Origin of the sequence: Streptomyces sp. NPDC007162 (genome assembly GCF_040634175.1) — a bacterium.
GTDB lineage: Bacteria > Actinomycetota > Actinomycetes > Streptomycetales > Streptomycetaceae > Streptomyces.
This window is the reverse complement of the sequence record NZ_JBEYFC010000011.1, coordinates 17,877-44,251: the sequence shown is the minus strand read 5'-3', so window position 1 is coordinate 44,251 and position 26,375 is coordinate 17,877. Positions and strand designations below refer to the sequence as shown.

General features: G+C 72.2%; 23 protein-coding genes and 2 pseudogenes. 18 read left to right on the top strand and 7 right to left on the bottom strand.

The annotated features are described in order from the left end of the window. Window positions 1–735: pseudogene (locus tag ABZ646_RS02755) on the top strand (primosome assembly protein PriA); the annotation flags it as partial. A 114-nt stretch (window positions 736–849) separates the two neighbouring features. Here the strand turns inward: ABZ646_RS02755 and ABZ646_RS02750 are convergent. Then, the gene (locus tag ABZ646_RS02750; protein WP_360512227.1) at window positions 850–1,398 is read right to left on the bottom strand and encodes a hypothetical protein; all 549 of its coding nucleotides are present in this window, start codon (window positions 1,396–1,398) and stop codon (window positions 850–852) included. A gap of 302 nt (window positions 1,399–1,700) precedes the next feature. Between ABZ646_RS02750 and fmt the strand changes: the two genes are divergently transcribed. The 4 genes from fmt (at window position 1,701) to ABZ646_RS02730 (ending at window position 6,042) form a co-directional block, all read left to right on the top strand. Continuing rightward, window positions 1,701–2,633, top strand: a complete 933-nt coding sequence (gene fmt / locus ABZ646_RS02745) for a methionyl-tRNA formyltransferase (protein ID WP_360512226.1) — start codon at window positions 1,701–1,703, stop codon at window positions 2,631–2,633. Between the two features lie 83 nt (window positions 2,634–2,716). Next, complete coding sequence (locus ABZ646_RS02740) at window positions 2,717–4,144, top strand: transcription antitermination factor NusB (protein ID WP_360512224.1); 1,428 nt, start codon at window positions 2,717–2,719, stop codon at window positions 4,142–4,144. 89 nt (window positions 4,145–4,233) lie between these two features. Then, on the top strand, window positions 4,234–4,920 hold the full coding sequence (gene rpe / locus ABZ646_RS02735; RefSeq protein WP_360512222.1) for a ribulose-phosphate 3-epimerase: 687 nt from the start codon (window positions 4,234–4,236) through the stop codon (window positions 4,918–4,920). 78 nt (window positions 4,921–4,998) lie between these two features. Then, the gene (locus ABZ646_RS02730; protein WP_358978044.1) at window positions 4,999–6,042 is read left to right on the top strand and encodes a sugar-binding domain-containing protein; all 1,044 of its coding nucleotides are present in this window, start codon (window positions 4,999–5,001) and stop codon (window positions 6,040–6,042) included. Between the two features lie 179 nt (window positions 6,043–6,221). Here the strand turns inward: ABZ646_RS02730 and ABZ646_RS02725 are convergent, their stop codons facing one another. Further along, window positions 6,222–6,809: a TetR/AcrR family transcriptional regulator gene (locus tag ABZ646_RS02725; RefSeq protein WP_360512220.1), complete on the bottom strand. Its 588-nt coding sequence runs from the start codon at window positions 6,807–6,809 to the stop codon at window positions 6,222–6,224. A 72-nt stretch (window positions 6,810–6,881) separates the two neighbouring features. Next, a complete protein-coding gene (locus ABZ646_RS02720; RefSeq protein WP_360512218.1) occupies window positions 6,882–8,177 on the bottom strand; it encodes an MFS transporter in 1,296 nt (431 codons plus the stop codon). Window positions 8,178–8,409: 232 nt separating this feature from the next. Between ABZ646_RS02720 and ABZ646_RS02715 the strand changes: the two genes are divergently transcribed. The 4 genes and pseudogenes from ABZ646_RS02715 to ABZ646_RS02700 all read left to right on the top strand — a co-directional run bounded on the left by ABZ646_RS02715 (window position 8,410) and on the right by ABZ646_RS02700 (window position 11,729). Then, window positions 8,410–9,381, top strand: a complete 972-nt coding sequence (locus ABZ646_RS02715; protein WP_360512216.1) for a Dyp-type peroxidase — start codon at window positions 8,410–8,412, stop codon at window positions 9,379–9,381. A 64-nt stretch (window positions 9,382–9,445) separates the two neighbouring features. Next, a pseudogene (locus tag ABZ646_RS02710) lies at window positions 9,446–9,599 on the top strand (barstar family protein); the annotation flags it as partial. Window positions 9,600–9,755: 156 nt separating this feature from the next. After that, window positions 9,756–11,198, top strand: a complete 1,443-nt coding sequence (locus ABZ646_RS02705; protein WP_360512214.1) for a GuaB1 family IMP dehydrogenase-related protein — start codon at window positions 9,756–9,758, stop codon at window positions 11,196–11,198. Between the two features lie 78 nt (window positions 11,199–11,276). Further along, window positions 11,277–11,729 (top strand): Lrp/AsnC family transcriptional regulator, encoded by a 453-nt coding sequence (locus ABZ646_RS02700; RefSeq protein WP_132894522.1) that lies wholly within the window; start codon window positions 11,277–11,279, stop codon window positions 11,727–11,729. A 143-nt stretch (window positions 11,730–11,872) separates the two neighbouring features. On the opposite strand, the gene ABZ646_RS02695 is transcribed toward ABZ646_RS02700, so the two are convergent. Beyond that, window positions 11,873–12,613 (bottom strand): GntR family transcriptional regulator, encoded by a 741-nt coding sequence (locus tag ABZ646_RS02695; RefSeq protein WP_360512212.1) that lies wholly within the window; start codon window positions 12,611–12,613, stop codon window positions 11,873–11,875. Between the two features lie 235 nt (window positions 12,614–12,848). Here ABZ646_RS02695 and ABZ646_RS02690 point away from each other — a divergent pair, with 235 nt between their 5' ends. The 7 genes from ABZ646_RS02690 to ABZ646_RS02660 all read left to right on the top strand — a co-directional run bounded on the left by ABZ646_RS02690 (window position 12,849) and on the right by ABZ646_RS02660 (window position 21,013). Further along, window positions 12,849–14,009, top strand: coding sequence for an extracellular solute-binding protein (locus ABZ646_RS02690; RefSeq protein ID WP_360512210.1), 1,161 nt, complete (start codon window positions 12,849–12,851; stop codon window positions 14,007–14,009). Beyond that, window positions 14,006–14,905 (top strand): ABC transporter permease, encoded by a 900-nt coding sequence (locus ABZ646_RS02685; protein ID WP_360512208.1) that lies wholly within the window; start codon window positions 14,006–14,008, stop codon window positions 14,903–14,905. Before ABZ646_RS02690 ends, ABZ646_RS02685 begins: the two co-directional genes overlap by 4 nt. Next, window positions 14,890–15,708: an ABC transporter permease subunit gene (locus tag ABZ646_RS02680; protein WP_360512206.1), complete on the top strand. Its 819-nt coding sequence runs from the start codon at window positions 14,890–14,892 to the stop codon at window positions 15,706–15,708. The genes ABZ646_RS02685 and ABZ646_RS02680 overlap by 16 nt, the downstream gene beginning before the upstream one ends. Window positions 15,709–15,711: 3 nt before the next feature. Beyond that, entirely contained in the window at window positions 15,712–16,776 is a 1,065-nt protein-coding gene (locus tag ABZ646_RS02675) for an ABC transporter ATP-binding protein (protein ID WP_360512204.1), read from the top strand. A gap of 47 nt (window positions 16,777–16,823) precedes the next feature. Then, complete coding sequence (locus ABZ646_RS02670) at window positions 16,824–18,275, top strand: HAD-IA family hydrolase (RefSeq protein WP_360512203.1); 1,452 nt, start codon at window positions 16,824–16,826, stop codon at window positions 18,273–18,275. 194 nt (window positions 18,276–18,469) lie between these two features. Then, complete coding sequence (locus ABZ646_RS02665; RefSeq protein ID WP_360512201.1) at window positions 18,470–19,258, top strand: carbon-nitrogen hydrolase family protein; 789 nt, start codon at window positions 18,470–18,472, stop codon at window positions 19,256–19,258. Between the two features lie 57 nt (window positions 19,259–19,315). Further along, a complete protein-coding gene (locus tag ABZ646_RS02660; protein WP_360512199.1) occupies window positions 19,316–21,013 on the top strand; it encodes an NAD(P)/FAD-dependent oxidoreductase in 1,698 nt (565 codons plus the stop codon). Window positions 21,014–21,037: 24 nt separating this feature from the next. Here the strand turns inward: ABZ646_RS02660 and ABZ646_RS02655 are convergent, their stop codons facing one another. Both ABZ646_RS02655 and ABZ646_RS02650 read right to left on the bottom strand, forming a co-directional pair. Then, window positions 21,038–21,724 carry a DUF5995 family protein gene (locus ABZ646_RS02655; RefSeq protein WP_360512197.1) on the bottom strand — a complete coding sequence of 229 codons (687 nt, stop codon included), beginning with the start codon at window positions 21,722–21,724 and terminating at the stop codon, window positions 21,038–21,040. Window positions 21,725–21,827: 103 nt separating this feature from the next. Next, complete coding sequence (locus tag ABZ646_RS02650) at window positions 21,828–23,207, bottom strand: solute carrier family 23 protein (protein ID WP_360512195.1); 1,380 nt, start codon at window positions 23,205–23,207, stop codon at window positions 21,828–21,830. A gap of 130 nt (window positions 23,208–23,337) precedes the next feature. Here ABZ646_RS02650 and ABZ646_RS02645 point away from each other — a divergent pair, with 130 nt between their 5' ends. Together ABZ646_RS02645 and ABZ646_RS02640 are read left to right on the top strand one after the other, a co-directional pair. Next, on the top strand, window positions 23,338–24,606 hold the full coding sequence (locus ABZ646_RS02645) for an alginate lyase family protein (RefSeq protein WP_360512193.1): 1,269 nt from the start codon (window positions 23,338–23,340) through the stop codon (window positions 24,604–24,606). 118 nt (window positions 24,607–24,724) lie between these two features. Further along, complete coding sequence (locus ABZ646_RS02640; RefSeq protein WP_360512191.1) at window positions 24,725–25,183, top strand: thioesterase family protein; 459 nt, start codon at window positions 24,725–24,727, stop codon at window positions 25,181–25,183. On the opposite strand, the gene ABZ646_RS02635 is transcribed toward ABZ646_RS02640, so the two are convergent. Next, window positions 25,143–26,348, bottom strand: a complete 1,206-nt coding sequence (locus tag ABZ646_RS02635; RefSeq protein WP_360512233.1) for an MFS transporter — start codon at window positions 26,346–26,348, stop codon at window positions 25,143–25,145. The genes ABZ646_RS02640 and ABZ646_RS02635 overlap by 41 nt on opposite strands. Window positions 26,349–26,375 lie beyond the last annotated feature (27 nt).

The following is a 26,375-nucleotide window of genomic DNA, read 5'->3' as shown; positions in this document are numbered from 1 at the left end:
GCGTGCGGCGGCTTCCGCCTGCGCGCCCAGGTGGTCGGGGCCCGGCGGACCGCGGAGGAGCTGGGGCGGGCCTTTCCCGCCGTGCCCGTGCGGACCTCGGGGCGCGAGCAGGTGCTGGACACCGTGCCGGGGACGCCGGCGCTGGTCGTGAGCACCCCCGGCGCCGAGCCGGTCGCCGAGGGCGGCTACGCGGCGGCCCTTCTGCTGGACGGCTGGGCCATGCTCGGGCGGCCGGACCTGCGGGCCGGTGAGGACGCGTTGCGCCGGTGGATGGCCGCCGGGGCGCTGGTGCGGCCGCAGGGGGAGGGGGGCACCGTGGTCGTCGTCGCGGAGCCGACGCTGCGGCCCGTGCAGGCGCTGGTGCGGTGGGACCCGGTCGGACACGCGGTGCGCGAACTGGCCGAGCGGGCCGAGCTGGGGTTTCCGCCGGTGTCCCGGATGGCGGCGGTGTCGGGAACCGCTGAGGCGCTGGCCGGGTTCCTCAGTGCGACCGAACTGCCTGCGGACGCCGAGGTGTTGGGGCCGGTTCCGCTGCCCGTGGTGCGAGCCGGGGCGCCCCGGCGGGTCGGCGCGCCACCGCCCGGGGAGCACTGGGAACGGGTGCTGGTACGCGTGCCGCCGGGCAGTGGCGCGGCACTGGCGGCGGCGCTGAAGTCCGCCCAGGCCGCACGGATGGCGCGCGGCAGCGGGGAACCGACGGTGCGGGTACGGATCGACCCGCCGGACATCGGGTGACGAAAGGGTGCGGCTGGGTAGACGGCTGCCCTCCCGGGTGCTTGCCGGGAGGGCAGAGAGCGGGCGGGTGAGCCCCTGAGGTCAGCCGTGGCGTACGCCGCGCCGGCGGGTGCGTCAGCCGTTGCGCGGGCCGGGGAAGGCGGTCGGCCTGGCCTCGTCGCGAAGGGTGGGGCTGCCGGCCGTCGGCTGGGTGGGCATGGAGCGGGCAGCCGGGACCGTGGGCGCGGTGGGCAGGCCGGCTCCCACGTTGAGCGTGCGCGTGCCCGACGGTTCGGTGGGCCGCTCGGGCTCCGGGACCGCCGTGGCCTGGGCCGCGGCGCGACGGGCGCCGTAACGGCGGTGCACCGCCTGCTTGGTGACTCCGAGGGCGGAGCCCACCGCGTCCCACGAGAAGCCGAGTGAGCGGTCGAAATCCACGGCGGCCGTGACCAGGGTTTCGACGCTGTCCCGGAGTTCCTGGGCGAGCCGGACCGTCGGGGCCGGAGCGCGTCCGTAGACGACGAACCCCGTGGACGGGCCGGAGCGGCGCGGGCGGTAGACGTTGCCCAACTGGGCGGTGAGCGTACGCAGTGCGTCCACCTGCCGGCGGACCCGCTCGATGTCCCGCACCAACAAGTGCAGGCTCGCCCGGGCCTGGGCGTCGTGGGTTGCGTGGTCGGCCATGAACAAGCCTCTCGAACCGGCGTGGAAAGGAATGGGCCGCGCGTGCGGCCGCGGTGGTCAACTCTCTCTTGACCAACGCGTGGACGCTCCGCTGGTCACGGTGTGGGGGCGTGTGGGCATATGCGTACGCCGTGTTCGTTCACCCGCGCACCGTCCTCGCTCGCGGTCGCCCGGAGGGCCGGGCGACCCGTGGCGGCGCGTGGCCGCCGGCGGCCCGCGGACCGTGGGCGCCGGTCCGGTGCCGCGGCATAGACTGGTGCGTCGCCCGTAAGTGCCCCCGTCCGAGAGGCCCTCAGCCGCCCATGAAGCTTGTCTTCGCCGGTACCCCCGAAGTCGCCGTTCCCGCTCTGGACGCGCTGATCGCCTCCGGGCGGCACGAGGTGGCCGCCGTGGTCACGCGGCCCGACGCACCGGCCGGGCGGGGGCGCAGGCTGGTCGCCTCGCCCGTGGCCGAGCGGGCGGCGGAGGCCGGCATCGAGGTGCTCAGGCCGTCGAAGCCGCGCGATCCCGAGTTCCTGGAGCGGCTCAGGGAGATCGGGCCGGACTGCTGTCCGGTGGTGGCGTACGGGGCGCTGCTGCCGCGCGTCGCCCTCGACGTCCCGGCCCACGGCTGGGTCAACCTGCACTTCTCGCTGCTGCCCGCCTGGCGCGGGGCGGCGCCCGTGCAGCACTCCATCATGTCCGGGGACGAGATCACGGGGGCGTCCACCTTCCTCATCGAGGAGGGGCTCGACTCCGGACCCGTCTACGGCACCGTCACCGAGGAGATCCGGCCCACCGACACCAGCGGGGACCTGCTGACGCGGCTCGCCTTCGCCGGGTCCGGGCTGCTCGCCGCCACCATGGACGGCATCGAGGACGGCACCCTCAAGCCCGTGCCGCAGCCGACCGACGGCATCACCCTCGCCCCGAAGATCACTGTCGAGGACGCCAGGGTCGAGTGGTCGGCGCCCGCGCTGCGCGTCGACCGGGTGGTCCGGGGCTGCACCCCCGCCCCCAGCGCCTGGACCACCTTCCGCGGCGAGCGGCTCAAGCTGATCCAGGTCACGCCGGTGCCCGAGCGGACCGATCTCGCGCCGGCCGAGATCGCCGCCGGCAAGAACAGCGTGCACGTGGGGACCGGGTCGTACGCCGTGGAACTGCTCTGGGTGCAGGCCCAGGGCAAGAAGCCGATGCGGGCCGCCGACTGGGCGCGCGGCGTGCGCATCGGCGCCGGGGAGACCCTCGGAGCCTGAGCCCCCCTCCCAGCAGCGGCTTTCCGGCGTACCCGGCGTACGCTTGAAGGCCGCACCATTCCCGTACCCGGAGCACCTTTTTCGTGAGCGAGCAGTCCCGGCGGCCGCGCAGACCTGCCAAGCCCTACCGCCGTCCCCAGAAGGACCCCGTCCGCATCCTCGCCTTCGAGGCGCTGCGCGCCGTGGACGAGCGGGACGCGTACGCCAACCTCGTACTGCCGCCGCTGCTGCGCAAGGCCCGGGAGAAGGAGGGACCGGAGAGGTTCGACGCGCGGGACGCCGCGCTCGCCACCGAGCTGGTGTACGGGACGCTGCGCCGGCAGGGGACGTACGACGCGATCATCGCCGAATGCGTCGACCGGCCGCTCCGTGAGGTCGACCCGCCGGTGCTCGACGTGCTCAGCCTCGGGGTGCACCAGCTGCTCGGGACCCGGATCCCCAGCCACGCCGCCGTCTCAGCCTCCGTCGAACTCGCCCGTGTGGTGCTGGGCGACGGGCGGGCCAAGTTCGTCAACGCGGTGCTGCGCAAGGTCGCCCACGACGACCTGGAGGGGTGGATCGCCCGCGTCGCACCCCCCTACGACGACGATCCCGAGGACCACCTCGCCGTCGTCCACTCGCACCCGCGCTGGGTCGTCTCCGCTCTCTGGGACTCGCTGGGCGGCGGCCGCGCCGGCATCGAGGAACTGCTGGCCGCCGACAACGAACGTCCCGAGGTGACGCTGGTCGCCCGGCCCGGCCGGGCCACCCCCGAGGAACTGCTGCGCGAGGACGCGGCCGTGCCGGGGCGCTGGTCGCCGTACGCGGTGCGGCTCACCGAGGGCGGCGAGCCCGGTGCCGTCCCGGCCGTGCAGGAGGGCCGTGCCGGCGTCCAGGACGAGGGCAGCCAGCTGGTGGCCCGCGCGCTGGCCGACGCGCCGGTCGAGGGGCGCGACGAGAAGTGGCTGGACGGCTGCGCCGGGCCCGGCGGCAAGGCGGCGCTGCTCGCCGCGCTCGCCGCCGAGCGGGGGGCTTCGCTGCTCGCCTCCGAGAAGCAGCCGCACCGGGCCGGACTGGTCGAGAAGGCGTTGCACGGCAACCCGGGGCCGTACCAGGTGATCGCCGCCGACGGCACCAGGCCGCCGTGGCGGCCCGGCAGCTTCGACCGGGTCCTGATGGACGTCCCCTGCACGGGCCTGGGCGCGCTGCGCCGCCGCCCCGAGGCACGGTGGCGCCGCCGCCCCGAGGACCTCGAGAACTTCGCCCCGCTCCAGCGCGCCCTGCTGCGCACGGCCCTGGACTCGGTACGGGTGGGCGGGGTGGTCGGCTACGCGACCTGTTCCCCGCACCTGGCGGAGACGCGGGCCGTGGTCCAGGACGTGCTGAAGCAGCGGCCGGACACGGAACTCCTGGACGCCCGTCCGCTGCTGCCGGGCGTACCGGAGCTGGGCGAGGGGCCCGATGTGCAACTGTGGCCGCACCTGCACGGCACGGATGCGATGTATCTGGCCCTGATCCGGAGGACGGGCTGAGGGGACGGGCTGAGGGGACGGACCCCGGCCGAAGGCCGGGCCCCGAACCTGATTCGGCCCACCACGTCTGGGCATGGCACGCTTGGGGCATGGCCGTGCAGATCAACCCCAGCATCCTGTCCGCAGACTTCGCCCGCCTCGCGGACGAGGCGAAGGCGGTCGAAGGCGCAGACTGGCTCCACGTCGACGTCATGGACAACCACTTCGTCCCGAACCTCACGCTCGGCGTGCCGGTCGTAGAGTCCCTGGCCCGTGCTACGGACACCCCGCTGGACTGCCACCTGATGATCGACGCCCCCGACCGGTGGGCACCCCAGTACGTCGAGGCGGGTGCTTCTTCCGTCACCTTCCACGTCGAGGCGGCCGCCGCCCCCGTGCGGCTCGCGCGGGAGATCCGGGCGAAGGGGGCCCGCGCCTCCATGGCGCTCAGGCCCGCGACGCCGATCGAGCCGTACGAGGATCTGCTCCCCGAGCTGGACATGCTGCTCATCATGACGGTGGAGCCGGGTTTCGGCGGTCAGGCCTTCCTCGACATCATGCTGCCGAAGATCCGCCGCACCCGGGAGATGATCAGCAAGCACGGACTGGAGCTGTGGCTCCAGGTCGACGGAGGAATTTCGGCGTCGACGATCGAAAGGTGCGCGGACGCCGGAGCCGATGTTTTCGTGGCAGGTTCCGCGGTGTACGGGGCAAACGACCCGGCAGAGGCGGTACGTGCACTGCGCACCCAGGCGGAGACGGCCACCGCCCAGGCGTCCTGGGCGTGCGACCACTGAGGTACGGGAACGTGAACGGCTCCGATCAGGGCTGATCAAGTGCGCCGGATCTGCAAGGATGAACGGCGTATCCAGAGTGTGAACAGCAGTGAGGAGATGGCCGTGTCGGGTATGTCGGCGGGCCGGTCAGCCATGCGGATGGGACCCGCTGAGCTGGTGCAGGCGGCGGCCATGGCCCGCCGCTTCTACCTCGAGGGCAAGTCCAAGATCCAGATCGCCGAGGAGTTCGGCGTCAGCCGCTTCAAGGTGGCGCGTGTTCTGGAGACTGCCCTCGAAAGGGATCTCGTACGCATCGAGATCCGGGTGCCGGCCGAACTGGACGCCGAGCGCTCCGACGCGCTCCGCGCCCGCTACGGATTGCGGCACGCCGTGGTGGTCGAGTCCCCGGCCGAGGCGGAGGAGACCCCCGACCCCGAGAACCTCGGCGAGGTGGCCGCCGACCTGCTCGGCGAGCTCGTCAACGAGGGGGACGTGCTGGGCCTCGCCTGGGGCCGGTCCACGATCCACATGGCGGCGGCGCTGGACCGGCTGCCGCCCTGCACGGTGGTGCAGCTGACGGGTGTGTACGACGCCGGGACCTCCGAGCGCGGCTCGGTGGAGGCCGTCCGGCGGGCCGCACAGGTGTCCGGCGGCGACGCCCACCCCATCTACGCGCCGATGCTGCTGCCGGACGCGGCCACCGCGGCGGCGCTGCGCAACCAGACCGGGATCGCCCGGGCCTTCGAGTACTTCGACAAGGTCACGGTCGCCTGTGTCTCCATCGGCTCCTGGGAGCCGGGGATCTCCACGGTGCACGACATGCTGAGCGACGAGGAGCGCGCGCACTACGCCACGCTCGGTGTGGCCGCCGAGATGGCCGCGCACCTCTTCGACGCCGACGGCCGCAGGGTCGGGCGTGACCTGGGGGAACGATGCATCACGGTCAAGGCCGACCAGTTGCGCCGGATCCCCGAGGTCGTCGCGATCGCGGGTGGGCAGCGCAAGGCGGCCGCGATCGACGCGGTGCTCAGGTCGGGGCTGGTCACCAGCCTCGTCACCGACACCTCGGCCGCGGACTACCTGATGACGGCGGGCACCACCCCCAAGCCCGCGCTGAACCGCGCGGACCCGGACGGCCCCTGAGGCACAGCGCCGCGGCGGCTGTCGTTTCGGACTGACAACGCTGCCGCGGCACTCTGCCGGGCTCGGGTGCCGTCTGGGCGCCGTGCCCTCCGCTCCCTGAGCCTGCCTGGACTCCGGGCCCGCTTCGACCCCCGGCTCGCCTCGGCCCGGAATCCGTTGGTTTTCGGCCCGGCGGGTTCTCAGCCCTGCTTCGGGAGTGACGCGTCGATCAGGGTCGCGGCTGCTTCGCGGGCGACCGTGCCTGCCGACGGGTCGCGGTCCATCCGTGCGGACACCCCGCCCCCGTCGTACAGCAGGTGGAGCTGGTGGGCGAGTGCCTCGGGGTGCGGGGCACCGGCGTCCCGGGCGAGTTCGGTGAACAGGGTGCGGATCCAGGCGCGGGAGGTGTCGGACGCCTCCTCGATGGCGCTGCCGTGCTTCGCCTCCGCGCTCGCCGCCACGAAGGCGCAGCCGTGGTAGGTCTGCTGGGCGAACAGCTCGGCCTGTGCGTCGAAGACGGCCAGCAGCCGGTCCCGCGGGCTGCCCGCCCGCTCGACACTGCGCAGCAGCCGCTCGGTCAGCCTGGCGTGCCGCGAGTCGAGGTAGGCGCGGATGAGCTGTTCCTTGCCGCCGAAGGTGTTGTACAGCGAGGCCTTGGCGACCCCGGCGCGCTCGATGATCCGGTCGATCCCGACCGTCTGCACGCCCTCCGCGTAGAACAGCTCGTTCGCCGCCGCGAGCAGCCGCTCCCGGGCCGTGGGTGCCTTGGCACTCAACGTCTTCGTCATGCCACTCACCTTCTCCGACTCTCCCAATTCTACGGTCGGCCAGACCGGTCTACTCAGTGGTCGCGACGCCGGTCACCGGGACGTGTCCGCGGGCTCGGCGGCGTGGACGGCCGGAGTGCTGCCGGAGGCGACCCGTACCCCGGGCGCGCTCTGCGGCCGGCCGCGCAGCAGCAGGGCGGCCAGGGCCAGCAGCGCCAGGGCGATGACCACTGCGCCGTACTCCTCGGAGGTCGGGACCAGGCCGCCGCCGTGCACCACCAGCACTCCGGCGACGACGGACGGGACGCCCATGCCCAGGTAGGAGACGACGAAGAGCAGGGACAGCACGCCCGAGCTCTCGTGCGGCCTGGTCAGCGGCATCACCGTGCGGATCCCGCCCTGGAAGCCGCTGCCGAACCCGAGGCCGGCCACGGCCGTCCCGGCGAAGAACAGCACCGGCTCACCCTGGTCGACGGCCACCAGGGTGAGCGTCACCCCGGCGATGAGGGCCGCGACACCGGTGTACATCACGGTGGTCGCCGAGGCGGCGCGCAGGACGAGGACCGAGCTCGCCGCCACGAACGCCAGGACGAAGAGGCCGAGGCCGCCGTAGACGGCGGAGGTGGAGCCGACCAGGGTGCGGACCAGGGCCGGTCCGAGGGAGCCGTAGAACCCGGCCAGCGCCCAGACGGCGAACATGACGGGGGCGGTCGCCAGGACGGCACCGCGGACGGTCCGCGGGAGTTTGATCTCGGGCACCAGGCTGGCCGCCGCGCCGGGCTTGCGGGTGACGGTCTCGTCGATCAGGGCGACGGCGACGGCCTGGGCCGCGAACACGGCCAGCAGGCCGAAGTAGACGGTGTGGGTCGGGGCGGGCAGGTACTGCACGACGAACCCGCTGACCAGAGCGCCCGTCGCGGTGCCGACACCAGGTGCGAAGGCGTTCGCCAGCGTGCCGCGGGCGCGGTTGATGTCCATCATCCCGGCTCCGATCGCACCGAGCGCGGCGCCGGTCGACAGACCCTGCACCACGCGGGCGACGAGCAGTTCGCCCACTCCTGTGGCGGTGGAGAAGAGCAGCATCGCGGCGGCCTGGGCGGCGATCGCGGCGATCAGCACCGGGCGGCGGCCGACGTGGTCGGACAGCTTGCCGAGGACCAGCAGGCCGGAGAGCACGGCGATCGCGTAGACGCCGAAGACGACGGTGGTGGTGATCGGGGTGAAGCCCCATTCGGCCTGGTAGGTCGCGTAGAGGGGAGTCGGCGCACTGGAGGCGGCGAGGAAGGAGACGACGACGGAGGCGAGCACGTAGAACGCCGCCCGGGGCGGGATCGGCTTGCCGGGAGCGGTGGCGCGCTCGGTTCGCTCGGGGGATGCGAGATGGTTCATCGGGGATCCTTCGCGGGGACGGGGCCGAGGAGCGTCGGTTTCGGAGCCGGTTATGAGTAGACCGGTCTGTTCATCTGACCACGTCAACCAGATAGACAGGTCTGTCTATTCCCGTTGTCGGAAAGAATTCGGAAGGCGGCCGACGGCCTTCGGCCCCGAGGATGTGTACGACAGGCCCAGCGCCGAGCGCAGATCGCACCGGGAGGACACGTTGACCACTGATCCCCGACCCATGCCGGGAGCCGAACCACAGCCCGTGCTCTGCCCGTTGACCACCGCCGCGATCTTCCTGGTGGTCACTGTCCGCCCCGGCGGGGAGGAGACCGCACGGGACGTGCTGGGCGATCTGCGCGCGCTGGAGCGCAGCTTCGGGTTCGGTGCGCCGGAAGCCTCCCTGAGCTGCGTGGCGGGCATCGGCTCCGACGTCTGGGACCGCCTGTTCGACCACCCTCGTCCGGCCGGTCTGCACCCCTTCCAGCGTCTTGAGGGGCCCCGGCACACGGCGGTCGCCACCCCCGGCGATCTCCTCTTCCACCTCCGGGCCACCCGCTTCGACCTGTGCTTCGGGCTCGCCGCCGAGATCATGCACCGGCTGCGCGGCGCGGTCACCGTCGAGGACGAGGTGCAGGGCTTCAAGTACCTCGACGCCCGCGACCTGCTGGGCTTCGTCGACGGCACCGAGAACCCGGTCGGGGCCGCCGCCGGCAGGGCCGTGCTGATCGGCGAGGAGGACCCCGCGCACGCCGGCGGCAGCTATGTCGTCGTCCAGAAGTACGTCCACGACCTCGACGCCTGGAACGCCCTGCCGGTCGAGACCCAGGAACGGATCATCGGCCGCACCAAGGCCACCAACCTCGAACTGGAGGAACCCGCCTCCCACGTGGACCTGAACACCATCACCGGACCGGACGGCGAGGAACAGCAGATCCTCCGCGACAACATGCCCTTCGGCAGCCCCGGCCGCGGCGAGTTCGGCACCTACTTCATCGGGTACGCCCGTACCCCGGACGTCACGGAGCGCATGCTGCGCAACATGTTCCTCGGCACCCCGGACGCCACCCACGACCGGATCCTCGACTTCTCCACGGCGGTCACCGGCACCCTCTTCTTCGTACCCTCCGGCGACTTCCTGGACGACCTCCCGGCGGCCCCCTCCGGATCCACCGCACGGGTGGTCCTCCCGACTCCTCCCGGACGCCGCTGAGGTGACGACGAGCCCGCAGCTGGTCACGCTCGACCTTGCCGGGGCCGCGGACAAGGCAGACGTCATGGACCGTGCCGTGTCCGCGCTGGGCCTGCCCGACTGGGTTCGGCCGGAACTGGGCCGCCCTCGCCGACAGCCTCCGCGACCCCTCGGTGTGGCCACCCCGGGCAGTGGACCGAGGGCTCCTGGTGGTCGTCACCGGCTGGCAGGAGTACGCCTGACCCCTTTGGAGGTTCCTCCGAGACCCCCCCTGACCTGCCTGGATGTTCGTCCCGGGCATCACATGCCGGTGCCCATGGGAGAATGAAGTACGTGCTTTTCCCTCTGGCCGGCCGGTCCGGGGGTCACCTCTGATCGACTGGGATGTGCGGCACGTGCGTTTCCTCAATGACATCCAGCCCGCGTACGACCTGACGTACGACGACGTCTTCATGGTGCCGAGCCGCTCCGCGGTCGGCTCGCGTCAGGGCGTGGACCTCGGCTCGCCGGACGGCACCGGCACCACGATCCCGCTGGTCGTCGCCAACATGACCGCGATCGCGGGCCGGCGGATGGCCGAGACGGTGGCCAGGCGCGGTGGACTCGTCGTGATACCGCAGGACATCCCGATCGACGTGGTCACCGATGTCATCACCTGGGTGAAGAGCCGCCACCTGGTGCTCGACACCCCTATCGTGCTCGCCCCGCACCAGACCGTCGCCGACGCGCTGGCCCTGCTGCCCAAGCGGGCGCACAACGCCGGCGTGGTCGTCGACGAGGACGGCCGTCCCGTCGGCGTCGTCACCGACCGGGACCTCAGCGGTGTCGACCGCTTCACCCAGCTCGCCGAGGTCATGTCCCGCGACCTGCTGCTCCTCGACGCCGACATCGACCCGCGCGAGGCGTTCAACAAGCTGGACGCGGCCAACCGCAGGTACGCCCCGGCCGTCGACCGGGACGGCAAGCTCGCCGGCATCCTCACCCGCAAGGGCGCCCTGCGCGCCACCCTGTACACCCCGGCGACCGACGCGAACGGCAGGCTGCGCATCGCCGCCGCCGTCGGGATCAACGGTGACTTCGCGGACAAGGCCGAGCAGCTGCTCCGCGCGGGCGTGGACACGCTCGTCATCGACACCGCGCACGGCCACCAGGAGTCGATGATCAGCGCGATCAAGCTGGTCCGCGACCTCGACCCGCAGGTTCCGATCGCGGCCGGCAACATCGTCTCCGCCGACGGCGTCAAGGACCTGATCGACGCGGGCGCCGACATCGTCAAGGTCGGGGTGGGCCCCGGCGCGATGTGCACCACCCGCATGATGACCGGCGTGGGCCGGCCGCAGTTCTCGGCGGTCCTGGAGTGCGCCGCCGAGGCGCGGAAGTACGGCAAGCACGTCTGGGCGGACGGCGGTGTCCGGCACCCCCGTGACGTCGCCATGGCACTGGCCGCGGGCGCGTCCAACGTGATGGTCGGCTCCTGGTTCGCGGGGACCTACGAGTCACCGGGGGACCTCCAGCAGGCCGCCGACGGACGGCTGTACAAGGAGTCCTTCGGCATGGCCTCGGCGCGGGCGGTGCGCAACCGCACGTCCGACGAGTCGGCCTACGACCGGGCCCGCAAGGCGCTCTTCGAAGAGGGCATCTCGACGTCCCGGATGTTCCTCGACCCGGCCCGGCCCGGAGTGGAGGACCTGATCGACTCGATCATCGCGGGGGTGCGGTCCTCCTGCACGTACGCCGGTGCGGCGTCCCTGGAGGAGTTCGCCGAGAAGGCGATCGTGGGGATCCAGAGCGCGGCCGGCTACGCGGAGGGCAAGCCGCTGCACGCCAGCTGGAGCTAGGCGCGTCGGGCTCGTGTTCTACTTCGGGTACGGCTACCGCCGGTCCCGTCCTGCGCCGTCCGAAAGCTGAACGACCCCTTGCTGAACGATCTCGACGAACGCATCGTGCACGCCCTCGCCGAGGACGCCCGCCGCTCCTACGCGGACATCGGGCAGCTGGTCGGCCTGTCCGCGCCCGCCGTGAAACGCCGCGTGGACCGGCTGCGCGCGACCGGGGCGATCACGGGGTTCACCGTACGCGTCGATCCGGCGGCCCTCGGCTGGGAGACCGAGGGGTTCGTCGAGATCTACTGCCGGCGCAACACGTCTCCGGAGACCATCCAGCGGGGGCTGGAGCGGTACCAGGAGGTGGTGGCCGCGTCGACGGTCACCGGTGACGCCGATGCGGTCGTGCAGGTGTTCGCGTCGGACATGCGGCACTTCGAGAGGGTGCTGGAGCGGATCGCCGGGGAGCCGTTCGTGGAGCGGACCAAGTCGGTACTGGTGCTGTCCCCGCTGCTGAGGAGGTTCTCTTCGGGGGCTCCGGGGTGAGAGCGGGGCCGGGTGGGGGTTGTTCGCGCAGTTCCCCGCGCCCCTTCAGGGCGCGGTACCATCGCCGACCAAGGGGCGCGGGGAACTGCGCGACCAGCCACGGATCACCCGCAGTCGGCCCACGACCGCACCCCCCCCGAGCTCTACTCCGCGGTCTTCCGCGCCAGCGGGTTGCTGCCGATCGAGTTGTGCACGCTGAAGCTCACCGCGTCCGACCGGTACCGGTCGTCGGACCATTCCACCGGCCGCCCCTCGCGCGTCGTCGTCACCCGCCGCACCCGCAGCAGCGGGCTCGACCGCCGCACCCCGAGCAACCCGGCGTCCCGTGCGCCGCAGGCGACCGCGTCGATGACGTGCTCGCCGTACGCGAAGACCAACCCGGTGTCCTCGTAGAGACGTTGGGTCACCGACGGGCACTCCGGCTCTATCTCCGCCACCGCCGGGGAGATCCAGTCCGCGTACACCGTGCGTTCCAGCAACACCGGTTCACCGTCCAGTCCGCGCACCCGCAGTACGTGCAACACCAGTGTGCCGACCTCCAGTTGGAGACGGACGGCGTCCTCATGCGAGGCGGGCCGGTACTCCTGGGACACCACGTGCCCCGTCGCCTCGCGGCCCATCGCCCTGGCCCACTGCGCGAAACTCCGCAGCTCCGCGAAGCTCTGGCTGCGGCGGCTGGTCAGCACCACCCGGCGGGCGCCCTGGCGGGAGCCGATCAGCCCCTCGGAGGTGAGCGCGGCGACCGCCTGGCGGACCGTGCCGCGTGAGACGCCGTACTGCGCCGCCAACTCCGTCTCCGAGGGCAGTCGGCTGCCGACGGTGAACTCCTCACGGTCGATGGCGTGCCGCAACTCGTCGGCGATCTCCTCGTGTCGCGCCGTCATGCTTCCCCTCTGAGTAGGCCGCTGTGCACAGCGTGACCAGCCTAATCGACATCCCCGGGTGAGTCGTGTCAGCCCATGTCCGGTCAGGATTGTGCAGGGAATAAGGGGACGGAGTTTCGCCGCCGTTCATGCAGGGGAAACCCACGGCGGGCGTACTGAGGCCAACTTGTTCAGACAAGTTGCCCGGTGCCATCCGCAGCGCCACCCACCCTCGTGCGTACTCCCTGGAGAGACCGTGACCGTGTCCCTGCCGAGAACCGCCCTCCTCGGCGGCTCCCTCGCCGCCGTAGCGGCGCTCGCCCTGAGCGCCTGCGGCGCCGCTCCCGACAACGCGTCGTCCACCACCTCCGGTGGCAGGAGCGCCGCCACCGCCACCTCCGCCGCCGACCTCGGCGGCATGGACAAGCTGGTCGCCGCCGCCAAGAAGGAGGGCACGCTGCACATCATCGCGGTGCCCCGCGACTGGGCGAACTACGGCGCGATCATCGACGGCTTCCAGAAGAAGTACGGCATCAAGATCGAGGACGAGAGCCCCGACGGATCGAGTCAGGACGAGATCAACGCCGTGACCTCGCGCAAGGGCCAGGACCGGGCGCCGGACGTCCTCGATCTCGGTTCGTCGTTCGCGCTCAGCGCCGCCCAGCAGGGGCTGCTCGCCCCGTACAAGGTCACCTCGTACGCCGACATCCCCGAGGGCCAGAAGGACCCGCAGGCCCGCTGGTACAACGACTACGGCGGCTACATCTCCATCGGCTGCGACGCCAAGCGCGTCAAGACCTGCCCGACCACCTTCGCCGACCTGCTGAAGCCGCAGTACAAGGGACAGGTCGCCCTCAACGGCAACCCGACCAAGTCCGGTTCGGCGTTCGGCGGCGTCTACGCGGCGGCGCTCGCCGGCAAGGGCTCCTTCGACGACATCCAGCCGGGCCTGGACTTCTTCGCCAAGCTGAAGAAGAACGGCAACTACACGCCCGTCGAGTCCACCCCGGCCACCGTCGAGAAGGGCGAGACGCCCATCTCCATCGACTGGGACTACCTCAACGCGGGCTACGCCGACGAGTTCAGGTCCAAGGGCGTGGACTGGAAGGTCGCCATCCCGGCCGACGGCCAGTACGCCCAGTACTACTCCCAGGCCGTCAACAAGGACGCCCCGCACCCCGCGGCCGCCCGCCTGTGGCAGGAGTACCTGTACAGCACCGAGGGCCAGAACCTGTGGCTCAAGGGGTACGCGCGTCCGGTCCTGATGTCCGCCATGGAGAAGGCCGGCACGCTCGACAAGACCGCCGCCGCCAAGCTCCCCGCGGTCACCGGCACCCCGTCCTTCCCGACCGAGGCCCAGCAGGACAAGGCCAAGACGGTCCTCTCGTCGGGTTGGTCGAAGGCCGTATCCGGATGACGGCCACGCTCACGCGGGCCGACGTGGCGACCGCCGCTTCCCAGAAGCGGCGGCGCCGCGCCCCCGGCTGGCTCGCCGTCGTCCCGCTGCTCGCCTTCACGGCCGTCGCCTTCGGACTGCCGGCCCTGGCCATGCTGAACGGCGCCTTCACGGTCAAGGACCCGGCTGGCGGGGCGAGTTCGTACACGACGAGCAACCTCGGCGACTCGCTCCAGGGCCCCTACCTCACCGCCCTCGTCGGCAGCGTCAAGCTGTCCGCGCTCTCCGCCCTCATCGCCGCCGTCCTCGGACTGCCGCTCGCGCAGGCCGTCGTCGGCTCGCGCTCCCGGGTGCTGCGCGAGGCCGTGCTCACCGCCTCCGGCGTGCTCGCCAACTTCGGTGGCGTGCCGCTGGCGTTCGCGTTCGTCGCGACCCTCGGCAACGCCGGTGTGCTGACCGTGCACCTCGGGCTCGCCCGCCACGGCTGGGACCTGTACAGCTTCTGGGGACTCGTCCTCGTCTACCTGTACTTCCTGATCCCGCTGATGGTCCTCACCATCACCCCGGCCCTGGACGGACTGCGCGCCCAGTGGCGGGAGGCCGCGCTCAACAACGGCGCCACCGGTGTGCAGTACTGGCGGTACGTGGCGCTGCCCGTGCTCGCCCCCTCGCTGCTCGGCGGCCTGGTGCTGCTCTTCGGCAGCGCCTTCGCGGCCTACGCCACCGCCGCCGCCATGGTCGGCAGCGCGGTCCCGCTGGTCACCCTGCAGATCGCCGACGCCCTCTCCGGCAACGTCCTGGTCGGCCAGGAGAACGTGGCCCTCGCCCTGAGCCTGGACATGGTGCTGGTGGCGGGCCTGGTGATGGCCGTGTACCTGCCCCTGCAACGACGGAGCGCCCGATGGCTCGACGCCTGACCCCCTGGCGCTGGGCCGTCCTCGGCCTGGCCGCCGTGTACTTCCTGGTCCCGCTGGCCGCCTCCGTGCTCTTCACGGTGGACGTGCCCGGCCAGGGCGTCACCTTCGACGCCTACACCCAGATCATCTCCGCCGACGGCTTCCTCTCCAGCCTGCTGCTCTCCCTGGAACTGGCCGTCGCCACCATCGTCGTCGTGCTGCTGCTGTTGGTCCCCGCCGTGGTCGCGCTGCGGCTGAGCGCGCCCGAGCTGCGGCCGGTCGTCGAGATCGTCTGCTCGCTGCCGCTGGTGGTGCCGCCGATCGCGTTCGTCGCCGGCATCGTGACCGTGCTCAAGTGGGGCCCGGACCATTTGTCCCGGACCCCGCTGTTCGAGACGTTCGTCGCCGTGCAGAACCCGGATTTCCCGGTCGTCCTGGTGCTCGCCTACGTCGTGATGGCGCTGCCCTTCGTGTACCGGGCCCTGGACGCCGGGCTGCGCGCGATCGACGTGCGCACCCTCGTCGAGGCCGCCCGCAGCTGCGGTGCCTCCTGGCCGCAGGCGCTCGTCAGGGCCGTCCTGCCCAATCTCCGCGGGGCGCTGCTCAACGCGTCCTTCCTCACCCTGGCGCTGGTCCTCGGTGAGTTCACCGTCGCCCGGCTGCTCGGCTTCGAGCCCTTCGCCGTGTGGATCTACGACGTCGGCGGCTCGCAGGCCCAGATGTCCGTCGCCGTCTCCGTGCTCAGTCTCCTGGTGACCTGGGCCCTGCTCCTCGCGCTCGCCGGTGCCGGCGGCCGTGACCGAACCGCTTCCTCCCGGGGATGAACCATGAGTGTCAGCACGCCCGACAAAGCCGCAACCGTCGAATTCCGGGGACTGCGACGGGAGTTCGGCGCCACCGTCGCCCTCGACGGACTCGACCTGACCGTACGGCCGGGGGAGTTCCTGGCCCTGCTCGGTCCGTCCGGCTGCGGCAAGACCACCGCCCTGCGCATGCTCGCCGGGTTCGAACACCCCGACTCCGGCGCGGTGCTGGTCGACGGCGAGGACGTCACCCGGGTTCCGGCCCACCGTCGTGACGCCGGGATGGTCTTCCAGTCGTACAGCCTCTTCCCGCATCTCGACGCCGTCGACAACGTGGCGTTCGGGCTGCGCATGCGCAAGGTGCGTACGAGTGAACGGCGGGCGCGGGCCGCGGAGTTGCTGGACCTCGTCGGTCTCGGCGACAAGGGGGAGCGGTTCCCGCACCAGCTCTCCGGCGGTCAGCAGCAGCGCGTCGCGCTGGCCCGGGCCCTCGCCCTGCGGCCCCGGGTGCTGCTGCTCGACGAGCCGCTGTCCGCGCTCGACGCCAAGGTGCGGCTGTCGCTCCGCGAGGAGATCCGCCGGCTCCAGCAGGAACTCGGCATCACCACTCTGTTCGTGACACACGATCAGGAGGAGGCGCTGTCCGTCGCCGACCGGGTCGCCGTGATGCGCGCCGGGCAGCTGGAACAGTGCGCCGAACCCGCCGAGCTGTACGGCCGCCCCGCCACCGCGTTCGTCGCCGAGTTCGTGGGCACGATGAGCCGGATCCCGGGGACGGTCAGGGACGGCTCGGTCGAGGTGCTCGGGCAGCGGCTGCCCGTCGACGGACAGGCGCCCGGCGCGAGCGAGGTCGACGTCCTGGTGCGGCCCGAGGCCGTCCGGGTGCGCGCCGACGGCTCCGGTACGGCCACCGTCGTCGCCACCGCGTTCCTGGGCGCGGTCGTCCGGGTCACCGTACGGCTCGCCGACGGTACCGAGGCCAAGGCCGACCTGCCCGCACACGAGGCCGCCGAGCTGGGCGCCGGATCCACCGCGGCCGTCTCGTTGCCCGAGCGGCCGGTGCTCGTGGCCGAACGCGTCCAGAAGTAAACGCTTCCCGAAGTCCCGCCCGCCCCCACGTGAGGAATGACGACGACGTGACCCCCCACCCCCGGCTCCCGCTCCAGGCCGTCCTGTTCGACATGGACGGCACGCTCGTCGACACCGAGCGACTGTGGTGGGAGGCGGTGGAAAGCGTTGCCGGACGGGCGCTCGGCGAGACCGACGAGCCCGACGTACTGGGCCGTCCGGTCGAGCACACCGCCCAGTGGCTGGCCGACGCCACCGGCCGGCCCGCCGCCGGGCTCGCGGCCGAGCTGCACCGGGAGTTCGCGGACCGGGTCCGCACCGGCATCGTGCCCCGCCCCGGCGCCCTCGACCTGCTGGACGCCCTGGCCGCGGCCGACGTGCCCACCGCCCTGGTCACGGCGTCCCCCCGCGCGGTCGCCGGCCTCGTGCTCGACGCCCTCGGCCCCGGCCGCTTCGCCGCCTCCGTCACCGCCGACGACACCGGCCGCACCAAACCCGCCCCGGACCCCTACCTGGCCGCCTGCCGTGCGCTCGGCGTCGACCCGGCGGCCTGTGTGGCCGTCGAGGACACCGACACCGGGGTCGCCTCCGCCGAGGCCGCCGGGTGCGCCGTGCTGGCCGTGCCCTCGCTCGCGCCGATCGCCGGCGCGCCCGGCCGGACCGTCCGGGACACGCTGGTCGGGGTCACCCCGAAGGAGCTGAGTGAGATGGCCGTACCGGAACTGCGGGTCATGTCCTGGAACCTGTGGCTCGGCGGCAGCCGGATCACGGACCACCGGGCCAAGCAGGTCAAGACCATCCTGGACGCGCGCGCCGACGTCGTCGGGCTCCAGGAGACCGCCGGCGCCTCGGCCCGGGAACTCGCGGCGGCCCTCGGCTGGTACCACCACACGGCCGGCGAGAACCTCGGGATCATCAGCCGTTACCCGATCACCGCCCGCCTCGGCGACCCGGAGGTCGGCTTCTACGGGGTCGCCGGGGTGCGGATCGCCGTCCGCCCCGGCCGCGAGGTCGACGTCTGGACCGCGCATCTGCACTACACGCCGTACGGACCGTACGAGTACCACTTCGACGGGCTCGGGGCCGACGAGCTGGTCGCCCACGAGCAGGTGCGGCTGGGGCAGCTGCGGGAGGCGCTGCGGTGGATCGGGGACGGTGCCGTGCCGGTCGTGCTGACGGGCGACTTCAACTGCCCCTCGCACCTCGACTGGACGGCCGTCGAGTGGCCGGTGACCAGGGCCGCCGAGGAGGCCGGGTTCCACGACTCCTACCGGCAGGCGCACCCCGACCCGGTCGTGGCTCCCGGGCACACCTGGTCGCCGGTCCACCCCGTCCACGAGGACGGCGGCGGGCGGCCCGAACCGCAGGACCGGATCGACTACGTGCTGCACAGGGGGCTGCGCGTGCTCGACTCCCGGACCTGGGTCAGCGGCTCCCCGGCCCCCTGGCCCGAGGTCGCGGACAACGACTGGCCCTCCGACCACGCGGCCGTCGTGACCACGTTCGCCGTCGAGCCGTGACCGGGGCACCGCCGACGGAGATCGTGGCGCGGCGGCGGGAGCCGTGACCCCGCGCAACGAATCGCCGCCCGGCCCGCCCCGCACGCAACGAACCGCTCACCAGCGCGCAACGGCTCCTCCTTGTCCGGTTCGGCCCGCCGACCGTACGGTCTAACTGGCCCCCAGACCCCCTTCCGTACCCGGTGAGGACCCGCATGCGCACCGCCCTGCTCCAGAGCTCCGGCCGCCCCGGCTCGACCGTCGAGAACCTCAAGGTGCTCGACGAGGCCGCCGGCCGGGCCGCCGCCGCGGGAGCCGCGCTGCTCGTCACCCCGGAGATGTTCCTGACCGGCTACGCGATCGGCGACGACATCGGCCGCCTCGCCGAGCCCGCCGACGGCGACAGCGCGGACACCATCGCGGAGCTGGCCCACCGCCACGGCCTCGCGATCGCCTACGGCTACCCGGAGCGCGCCGACGGCAGCGTCCACAACTCCGTCCAGCTGATCTCCGCCGAGGGCACCCGGCTCGCGAACTACCGCAAGACCCACCTCTTCGGCTGCTTCGAACGGGACCACTTCACCCCGGGCGAGCAGCCGGTGGTCCAGGTGGAGCTGTGTGGACTGACCGTCGGCCTGATGATCTGCTACGACGTCGAGTTCCCCGAGCTGGTCCGCGCGCACGCCCTGGCCGGTACCGACCTGCTGCTGGTCCCGACGGCGAACATGCACCCGTTCCAGTTCGTCGCCGAGTCCCTGGTCCCGGTGCGGGCCTGGGAGAGCCAGATGTACGTGGCGTACGTCAACCGGGTCGGCAGCGAAGGCGAGTTCGAGTTCGTCGGGCTCTCCGCGCTGGCGGGGCCCGACGGGATCGCCCGGGCCCGCGCCGGACGCGGTACGGAACTCCTGCTCGCCGAGGCGGACCCCGCCTTCCTCGCCGCCTCCCGCGAGGCGAACCCGTACCTGAAGGACCGCCGCCCCGGCCTGTACGGGTCCCTGGCCTGACCTTCCCGCCCCTTCTTCTCTTTCTTCTTCACGCATGTCGCAAGGAGTCCGTACCCCATGACGTCCACGGTGCCCAGCGCCGTCGAGCACGCCGACGAGCAGCAGCCGCCGATCACCATGTTCGGCCCGGACTTCCCCTACGCCTACGACGACTTCCTCGCCCACCCGGCGGGCCTCGGCCAGGTCCCGGCGACCGAGCACGGCAGCGAGGTGGCGGTCATCGGGGGCGGACTGTCCGGCATCGTGGCCGCGTACGAGCTGATGAAGATGGGCCTGAAGCCGGTCGTCTACGAGGCCGACCGGATCGGCGGCCGGCTGCGGACCGTCGGCTTCGAGGGCTGCGACCCCTCGTTGACCGCCGAGATGGGCGCGATGCGCTTCCCGCCCTCGTCCACCGCCCTGCAGCACTACATCGACCTGGTGGGCCTGCGGACCCGGCCGTTCCCCAACCCCCTTTCGGCGGCGACCCCTTCGACCGTGGTCGACCTCAAGGGCGAGTCGCACTACGCCGAGACGGCCGCCGACCTGCCGCAGGTCTACCGGGATGTCGCCGCCGCCTGGAACAAGTGCCTGGAGGAGGGCGCCGACTTCTCCGACATGAACCGTGCGATGCGCGAGCGGGACGTGCCGCGCATCCGCGAGATCTGGTCGAGGCTGGTGGAGAAGCTCGACAACCAGACCTTCTACGGCTTCCTCTGCGACTCCGAGGCGTTCCGGTCCTTCCGGCACCGGGAGATCTTCGGTCAGGTCGGCTTCGGCACGGGCGGCTGGGACACGGACTTCCCCAACTCGATCCTGGAGATCCTGCGCGTCGTCTACACCGAGGCCGACGACCACCACCGGGGCATCGTCGGCGGTTCCCAGCAACTGCCGCTCAGGCTCTGGGAGCGTGAGCCGGAGAAGATCGTGCACTGGGCCCAGGGCACCTCGCTGCGGTCCCTGCACGTGAACGGCGAGCCCCGCCCCGCCGTGACCCGGCTGCACCGCGCGGCCGGCAACCGGATCACCGTGACCGACGCGAACGGCGACATCCGCACCTACCGGGCGGCGGTCTTCACCGCCCAGTCCTGGATGCTGCTCTCCAAGATCGCCTGCGACGACTCGCTCTTCCCGATCGACCACTGGACCGCCATCGAGCGCACCCACTACATGGAGTCCAGCAAGCTCTTCGTGCCCGTGGACCGGCCGTTCTGGCTGGACAGGGACGAGAAGACGGGCCGGGACGTGATGTCGATGACGCTCACCGACCGCATGACCCGCGGCACCTACCTCCTCGACGACGGCCCGGACCGCCCCGCCGTCATCTGCCTCTCGTACACCTGGTGCGACGACAGCCTGAAGTGGCTGCCGCTGTCCGCGCACGAGCGGATGGAGGTCATGCTCAAGTCGCTCGGCGAGATCTATCCCCAGGTCGACATCCGCAAGCACATCATCGGCAACCCGGTGACCGTCTCCTGGGAGAACGAGCCCTACTTCATGGGCGCGTTCAAGGCCAACCTGCCCGGCCACTACCGTTACCAGCGGCGCCTGTTCACGCACTTCATGCAGGACCGGCTGCCCGACGGCAAGCGGGGCATCTTCCTCGCCGGCGACGACATCTCCTGGACGGCGGGCTGGGCCGAGGGCGCCGTGCAGACCGCGCTGAACGCGGTCTGGGGTGTCATGCACCACTTCGGCGGAGAGACCGACCGGACCAACCCCGGCCCCGGCGACGTCTACGACGAGATCGCGCCGGTCGAACTCCCCGAGGACTAGACGGGCCGGGCCGGTGCTTTCGGCTCAGTCCCGCAGCGGGGTGAGCAGCATCCGGCCCGCGAGGCCGACCGCCGCGTCCAGTCGTTCGGCGAACTCCTCTGCCAGGCCCTCGAACCGGCGCAGCGCCCACAGTGCCCGCGCCGCCGACCAGGTCGCGTCCCGGGCCCGTTCCAGGCTCCAGGAACCGAGCAGATGGGTCAGCGGGTCGGCGACCTGCAGCAGGTCGGGACCCGGCATCAGATCCTCCCGGATCCGCTCCTCCAGGGAGACGAGAAGGTCGCCCACGCGGTCGAACTCGTCCTCCAGCTCGGCCGGTTCGCAGCCGAGGGTACGGCAGGCGTCCACCACGGCCAGCGCGAGATCGTGCCCGATGTGCGCGTTGATGCCCGCGAGGGCGAACTGCAGGGGCCGTACCCCCGGGTGCCGGCGGAACTGGAACAACGGCCGCCAGCAGGCCGGCGGACGGTGGCCGGCGGTCTCCGCGTCCACCGCCGCCAGGTACCGCTCGGCGAACCGCACGTCCAGCGTCGCCGCGGCTCTCGGATCCCCGAACCGGCCCGCCTCCAGGCGCTGTTCGACCTCCTCCGTGACGGCGAGGTAGACGCGGTTGAAGACCGCCACGCCGTCCCGCCGGGGGAGGTCCTCGTCCAGGGCGCGCATCCGGGAGACGACAGTGCCGACCGGAGCGGTGAGGTGTTCCAGCTGCGCCATGGGGGAAGGGTGCCAGCCCCGGGCCGGCGCACGTGCCGACGGGCCCGGCGCTTCCCCGGAACGGGGGAACCGCCGGTCGCGGGGACCCGCACCCGCCGGGTGCCTAGGGCTGGGCGTCGTCGTAGGAGCTGGTGCCCTCGTCGAGCAGCGGTTCCTGGGACTTGAGGTGGGCCGGGGCCATGGCGCGCAGCGCGTGGTAGCCGGTGATGACGACCAGGGTGCCGAGCGCGATGCCGCTGAGGGAGAAGGTGTCGGTGAACTTCATGCTGACGTTGCCGACGCCGATGATGATGCCCGCGGCGGCCGGGACCAGGTTCAGCGGGTTGCGCAGATCCACCTTGGCGTGCAGCCAGATCTGGGCACCGAGCAGGCCGATCATGCCGTACAGGATCACCGTGATGCCGCCGAGCACCCCGCCCGGGACGGCGGCCACGACCGCGCCGAACTTGGGGCAGACGCCGAAGAGCAGCGCGAAGCCGGCGGCGGCCCAGTAGGCGGCGGTGGAGTAGACACGGGTCGCGGCCATCACGCCGATGTTCTCGGAGTAGGTGGTGTTGGGCGGGCCGCCCACGGCGGTGGAGAGCACCGAGGCGACGCCGTCCGCCGAGATCGCCGTGCCGAGCCTGTCGTCCAGCGGGTCGCCGGTCATCTCGCCGACGGCCTTGACGTGTCCGGCGTTCTCCGCGACCAGGGCGATCACGACCGGGAGGGCGACCAGGACCGCGGACCACTGGAAGGACGGTCCGTGGAAGGACGGCAGCCCGATCCAGTCGGCCTTGCCGACGCCGGAGAGGTCGAGGCGCCAGTGATCGGTGACCTTGCCGCTCGGGCTCATCGAGTGGATCCTGCCGAAGATCCGGTCGAGGGCCCAGGACAGGACGTAGCCGAAGACCAGGCCCAGGAAGATCGCGACCCGTGACCAGAAACCACGCAGACAGACGACGGCCAGACCGGTGAACAGCATCACCAGCAGCGCCGTCCACTGGTCCTGCGGCCAGTAGGTGGCGGCGGTGACGGGCGCCAGGTTGAAGCCGATCAGCATCACGACCGCGCCGGTCACGATCGGCGGCATCGCGGTGTGGATGATCCGGGCGCCGAAGCGCTGGACGGCGAGCCCGATCAGGAAGAGCACGACGCCGACCACGAGGGTCGCGCCGGTGACCGTGGCGCTCGTCCCGCCCTGCGCGCGGATCACCGCGGCCACCCCGACGAACGACAGTGAACAGCCGAGGTAGCTGGGGACCCGGCCGCGCGTCGCCAGCAGGAAGATCACGGTCGCCACGCCGGACATCATGATCGCGAGATTGGGGTCGAGGCCCATCAGGACGGGGGCCACGAAGGACGCGCCGAACATGGCCACCACGTGCTGGGCGCCGAGCCCGACGGTGCGGGGCCAGGAGAGCCGTTCGTCGGGGCGTACCACCGCTCCGGGCGCGGGCGTACGCCCGTCGCCGTGCAGTTTCCAGCGCACGCCGAGATCCATGGTGGGGCTTCGCTTTCTTTGTACGTGAAGTCGGTCCGGACCATTGTCACGGCTACCTGGTGGTCCTACGCTCACACGGTCCTACTCATGAACTGTGTTCATATGTCTGAATAGGCGATCGGAGTGCTCGATGAGTGGAAGATCCCGCGCCGCCGTCGTCCTGACGGCACTCGCGGCTGTCGCGGCCGTGCTCGCCCCCTCCGCCCACGCGACCGCGAGGACGGACCGGGCGCCCGACACCGCCGTCCTCGACGGCGCCCGTCTCCAGCGCACCAGGGCGGAACTCGGTCACGGCGACCCGGGACTGCGCCGCGCCGTCAAGGACCTGACCGCACGCGCCGACGGCTGGCTGGACCAGGGCCCCTGGACGGTCGTCGACAAACCGAAGCCCGCTCCCGGCGGTGACGTGCACGACTACCTGAGCCAGGCGCCCTACTGGTGGCCCACCACCACACCCACCGCCGACAACCCCTGGGGCTGCCCCTATGTGCAGCGCGACGGCCAGCGCAATCCCGAGGTCGACAGCGGCACCGACCGCCAGGACGTCGAGAAGGTCTTCGACTCGACGTACGACCTCTCCCTGGCCTGGTACTACACGGGCAGGCGGGCGTACGCCGAGAAGGCAGGGCAGGTGCTGCGCACCTGGTTCCTGGACCCGGCGACCCGGATGAACCCGAACCTGAACCACGCCCAGTTCATCCCCTGCAAGTACGACGGCCGGTCGATCGGCATCATCGACTTCTCCCAGTCGTACACGAGTGTGGTCGACGCGCTCGCCCTCCTCGGCACCGGAGCCCCCGGCTGGAGCGCCCGGGACCGCGCCGGCATGCGGAACTGGAACATCGACTTCCGCGACTGGCTGAGGAACAGTGCCTTCGGCAAGGAGGAGGGCGCCGCCGCCAACAACCACGGCACCTTCTACGACATGCAGCTCGCCGCCCTCGCCTACGCGACCGGCGACAAGGCGCTGGCGAGGAAGACCGTGCTGGACGCGCGGACGAAGCGGATCGACCCGCAGATCGCGGGCGACGGCAGTCAGCCGCAGGAACTGGCCCGGACCCGGAGCTGGCACTACTCGGCCTTCGACCTGGTCGCCTACACTCGGCTCGCGGCCATCGGCCGGCATGTCGGGGTGGACCTCTGGTCCTACCGGGGGCCTGACGGGCAGGGCCTGTTCAAGGCCGTCGACTATCTGCTGCCCGCCGCGACCGGCGCCGCCGCCTGGCCGTACCCGGAGCTGGAGTTCCACCGCTACGCGGCGGCCGACGTCGTCCACGCGGCGGCCGACGCCGGTGACAGGGCGGCGCAGCAGGCGGTGCGCCGGCTGGAGGCGCCGCCCGGCGGCGACCTCTGGGCCCTGCGGCCCGCCGCCGAGCAGCTGGACTCGATCGCGGGCTGAGCCCGGCGGCCCCGAGGGGCCCGGTCCGCACCGGGCCCCTTCCCGGCCGGGGATCCTGAGCGCCCGCTTAGGATGGAGTGTCCCCGCCACTCCGTCCCCGTGCTCAGGAGCCCCGCCCGTGACCGCCGAAGCCCCGACCGCCCCCGCCCTGTCCTACGGCCGGCTGATCCCCGTCACCGTCCACTTCGACGACCTGGACGCGCTCGGGCTGCTCCACAACGCCCGTTACCCGGTGATGGTCGAGCGGGCCTGGGCCGAGCTGTGGCAGGAGCACGGCTTCGCCTTCGAGGGCGACTGGGCCGCGGCCGAGGACGCCTGCAACGCGGTCAGGGAACTCCGCATCGGCTACGAGGCACCGGTCACCCGGCCCGGCGCCTACGCCGTCCACCTGTGGCTGGAACGGCTCGGCACCACCGGCCTGACCTACGGCTTCCGGTTCTGCTCGGTGGACGGCGCGGTCACCTACGCCCGGGGCACCCGGGTCCTGGTCCGGCTGGACGCCGAAACGCTGCGCCCGGCCCCGTGGAGCGAGCGGTTCAGGGCCGCGGGTCGGGAACTGCTGCGGCCCGGGAGCTGACCTCGGCCCGGACCCCGCGCTCCCCGGACCGCAGCACGCCGGCGAACGCCACCAGGCCGAAGGTCAGCGCCGTGACCAGGCCGAACGACACCACCAGACTGGTCGCCTGAGCCACCCCGCCGATCAGACTCGGGGCGACCAGCCCCGAGGTGTAGGTGATCGTCGCGACGCCCGCGATGGCCTGGCTGGGGTTCGGTCCGGCGTGCCCGGCCGCCGCGAAGCACAGCGGTACGACCACCGCGATACCGAGACCCATCAGCGCGAACCCCGTCATCGCCACCGCCGGACGCCCCGCGAGGACGATCAGCAGCCCGCCGAGCACGGCCAGCACCCCGCCGCCGCGCACGGTGCGCACCGCGCCGTAGCGGTCGACCACCGTGTCCCCGCTGATCCGGGCGATCGCCATGGTCAGCATGAACCCCGTGGTGGTGGCCGCCGCGAGCCCGGCCGAGCTCTCCATCCGGTTCTTCAGGAACACCGCCGACCAGTCCAGGCTCGCTCCCTCCGCGAACACCGCGCAGAAGCCCACCGCGCCGATCAGCAGGGCCGAGCGGGGCGGCAGCGCGAACCGCGGCGGCGGCTCCTCGTCCGCCTCCGGCTCGAGGTCCAGGACCCAGCCGGCGGCCAGGATCCCGAGCAGGGTCAGGGTGGCCGCCGCCAGCGCGAAGTGCAGCCGGGCGTCCGAGCCCAGGTGCGCGGCGAGGGTGCCGGCCGCCGAGCCGGTCAGGGCACCCGCACTCCACATGCCGTGCAGCCCCGACATGATCGACTTTCCGAGCCGCCGCTCCACCTCGACGCCGAGCGCGTTCATCGCGACGTCGGCCGTGCCCGCGCTCGCCCCGTACACGAACATCGCCAGGCACAGCAGGTACATGTTCGTCGCGAGGGCGGGCAGTACCAGGGCCAGCGTCCACAGTGCGATCAGGCCGCGCATCGCGTTACGGCTGCCGAAGCGGTGGCTGATCCGGCCCGCCAGCGGCATCGAGCACGAGGCGCCGAACGCCCCGAACGCGAGCGCGAAGCCGAGCTGTCCCGCGCCCAGCGAGGCATGGTCCTGGATCCACGGCACCCGGGTCGCGAACGAGCCGGTGACGGCACCGTGCACGGTGAATACGGCCGCGACGGCGTACCGCGAGCGCCTCACCTCGCCCTGCCCGTGGTCCATGTCTCTCATGGTCCCGCCCTCCCCGGC

Bases quoted from the DNA above. Each gene is read 5' to 3' on its own strand.
- ABZ646_RS02685 (WP_360512208.1), top strand. From the start codon at position 14,006: ATGACGGCCACGCTCACGCGGGCCGACGTGGCGACCGCCGCTTCCCAG.
- ABZ646_RS02665 (WP_360512201.1), top strand. From the start codon at position 18,470: ATGCGCACCGCCCTGCTCCAGAGCTCCGGCCGCCCCGGCTCGACCGTC.
- ABZ646_RS02645 (WP_360512193.1), top strand. From the start codon at position 23,338: ATGAGTGGAAGATCCCGCGCCGCCGTCGTCCTGACGGCACTCGCGGCT.
- ABZ646_RS02675 (WP_360512204.1), top strand. From the start codon at position 15,712: ATGAGTGTCAGCACGCCCGACAAAGCCGCAACCGTCGAATTCCGGGGA.
- ABZ646_RS02635 (WP_360512233.1), bottom strand. From the start codon at position 26,348: ATGGACCACGGGCAGGGCGAGGTGAGGCGCTCGCGGTACGCCGTCGCG.
- ABZ646_RS02720 (WP_360512218.1), bottom strand. From the start codon at position 8,177: ATGAACCATCTCGCATCCCCCGAGCGAACCGAGCGCGCCACCGCTCCC.
- rpe (WP_360512222.1), top strand. From the start codon at position 4,234: ATGGCCGTGCAGATCAACCCCAGCATCCTGTCCGCAGACTTCGCCCGC.
- ABZ646_RS02725 (WP_360512220.1), bottom strand. From the start codon at position 6,809: ATGACGAAGACGTTGAGTGCCAAGGCACCCACGGCCCGGGAGCGGCTG.
- ABZ646_RS02715 (WP_360512216.1), top strand. From the start codon at position 8,410: ATGCCGGGAGCCGAACCACAGCCCGTGCTCTGCCCGTTGACCACCGCC.
- fmt (WP_360512226.1), top strand. From the start codon at position 1,701: ATGAAGCTTGTCTTCGCCGGTACCCCCGAAGTCGCCGTTCCCGCTCTG.
- ABZ646_RS02695 (WP_360512212.1), bottom strand. From the start codon at position 12,613: ATGACGGCGCGACACGAGGAGATCGCCGACGAGTTGCGGCACGCCATC.
- ABZ646_RS02750 (WP_360512227.1), bottom strand. From the start codon at position 1,398: ATGGCCGACCACGCAACCCACGACGCCCAGGCCCGGGCGAGCCTGCAC.
- ABZ646_RS02650 (WP_360512195.1), bottom strand. From the start codon at position 23,207: ATGGATCTCGGCGTGCGCTGGAAACTGCACGGCGACGGGCGTACGCCC.
- ABZ646_RS02680 (WP_360512206.1), top strand. From the start codon at position 14,890: ATGGCTCGACGCCTGACCCCCTGGCGCTGGGCCGTCCTCGGCCTGGCC.
- ABZ646_RS02655 (WP_360512197.1), bottom strand. From the start codon at position 21,724: ATGGCGCAGCTGGAACACCTCACCGCTCCGGTCGGCACTGTCGTCTCC.
- ABZ646_RS02660 (WP_360512199.1), top strand. From the start codon at position 19,316: ATGACGTCCACGGTGCCCAGCGCCGTCGAGCACGCCGACGAGCAGCAG.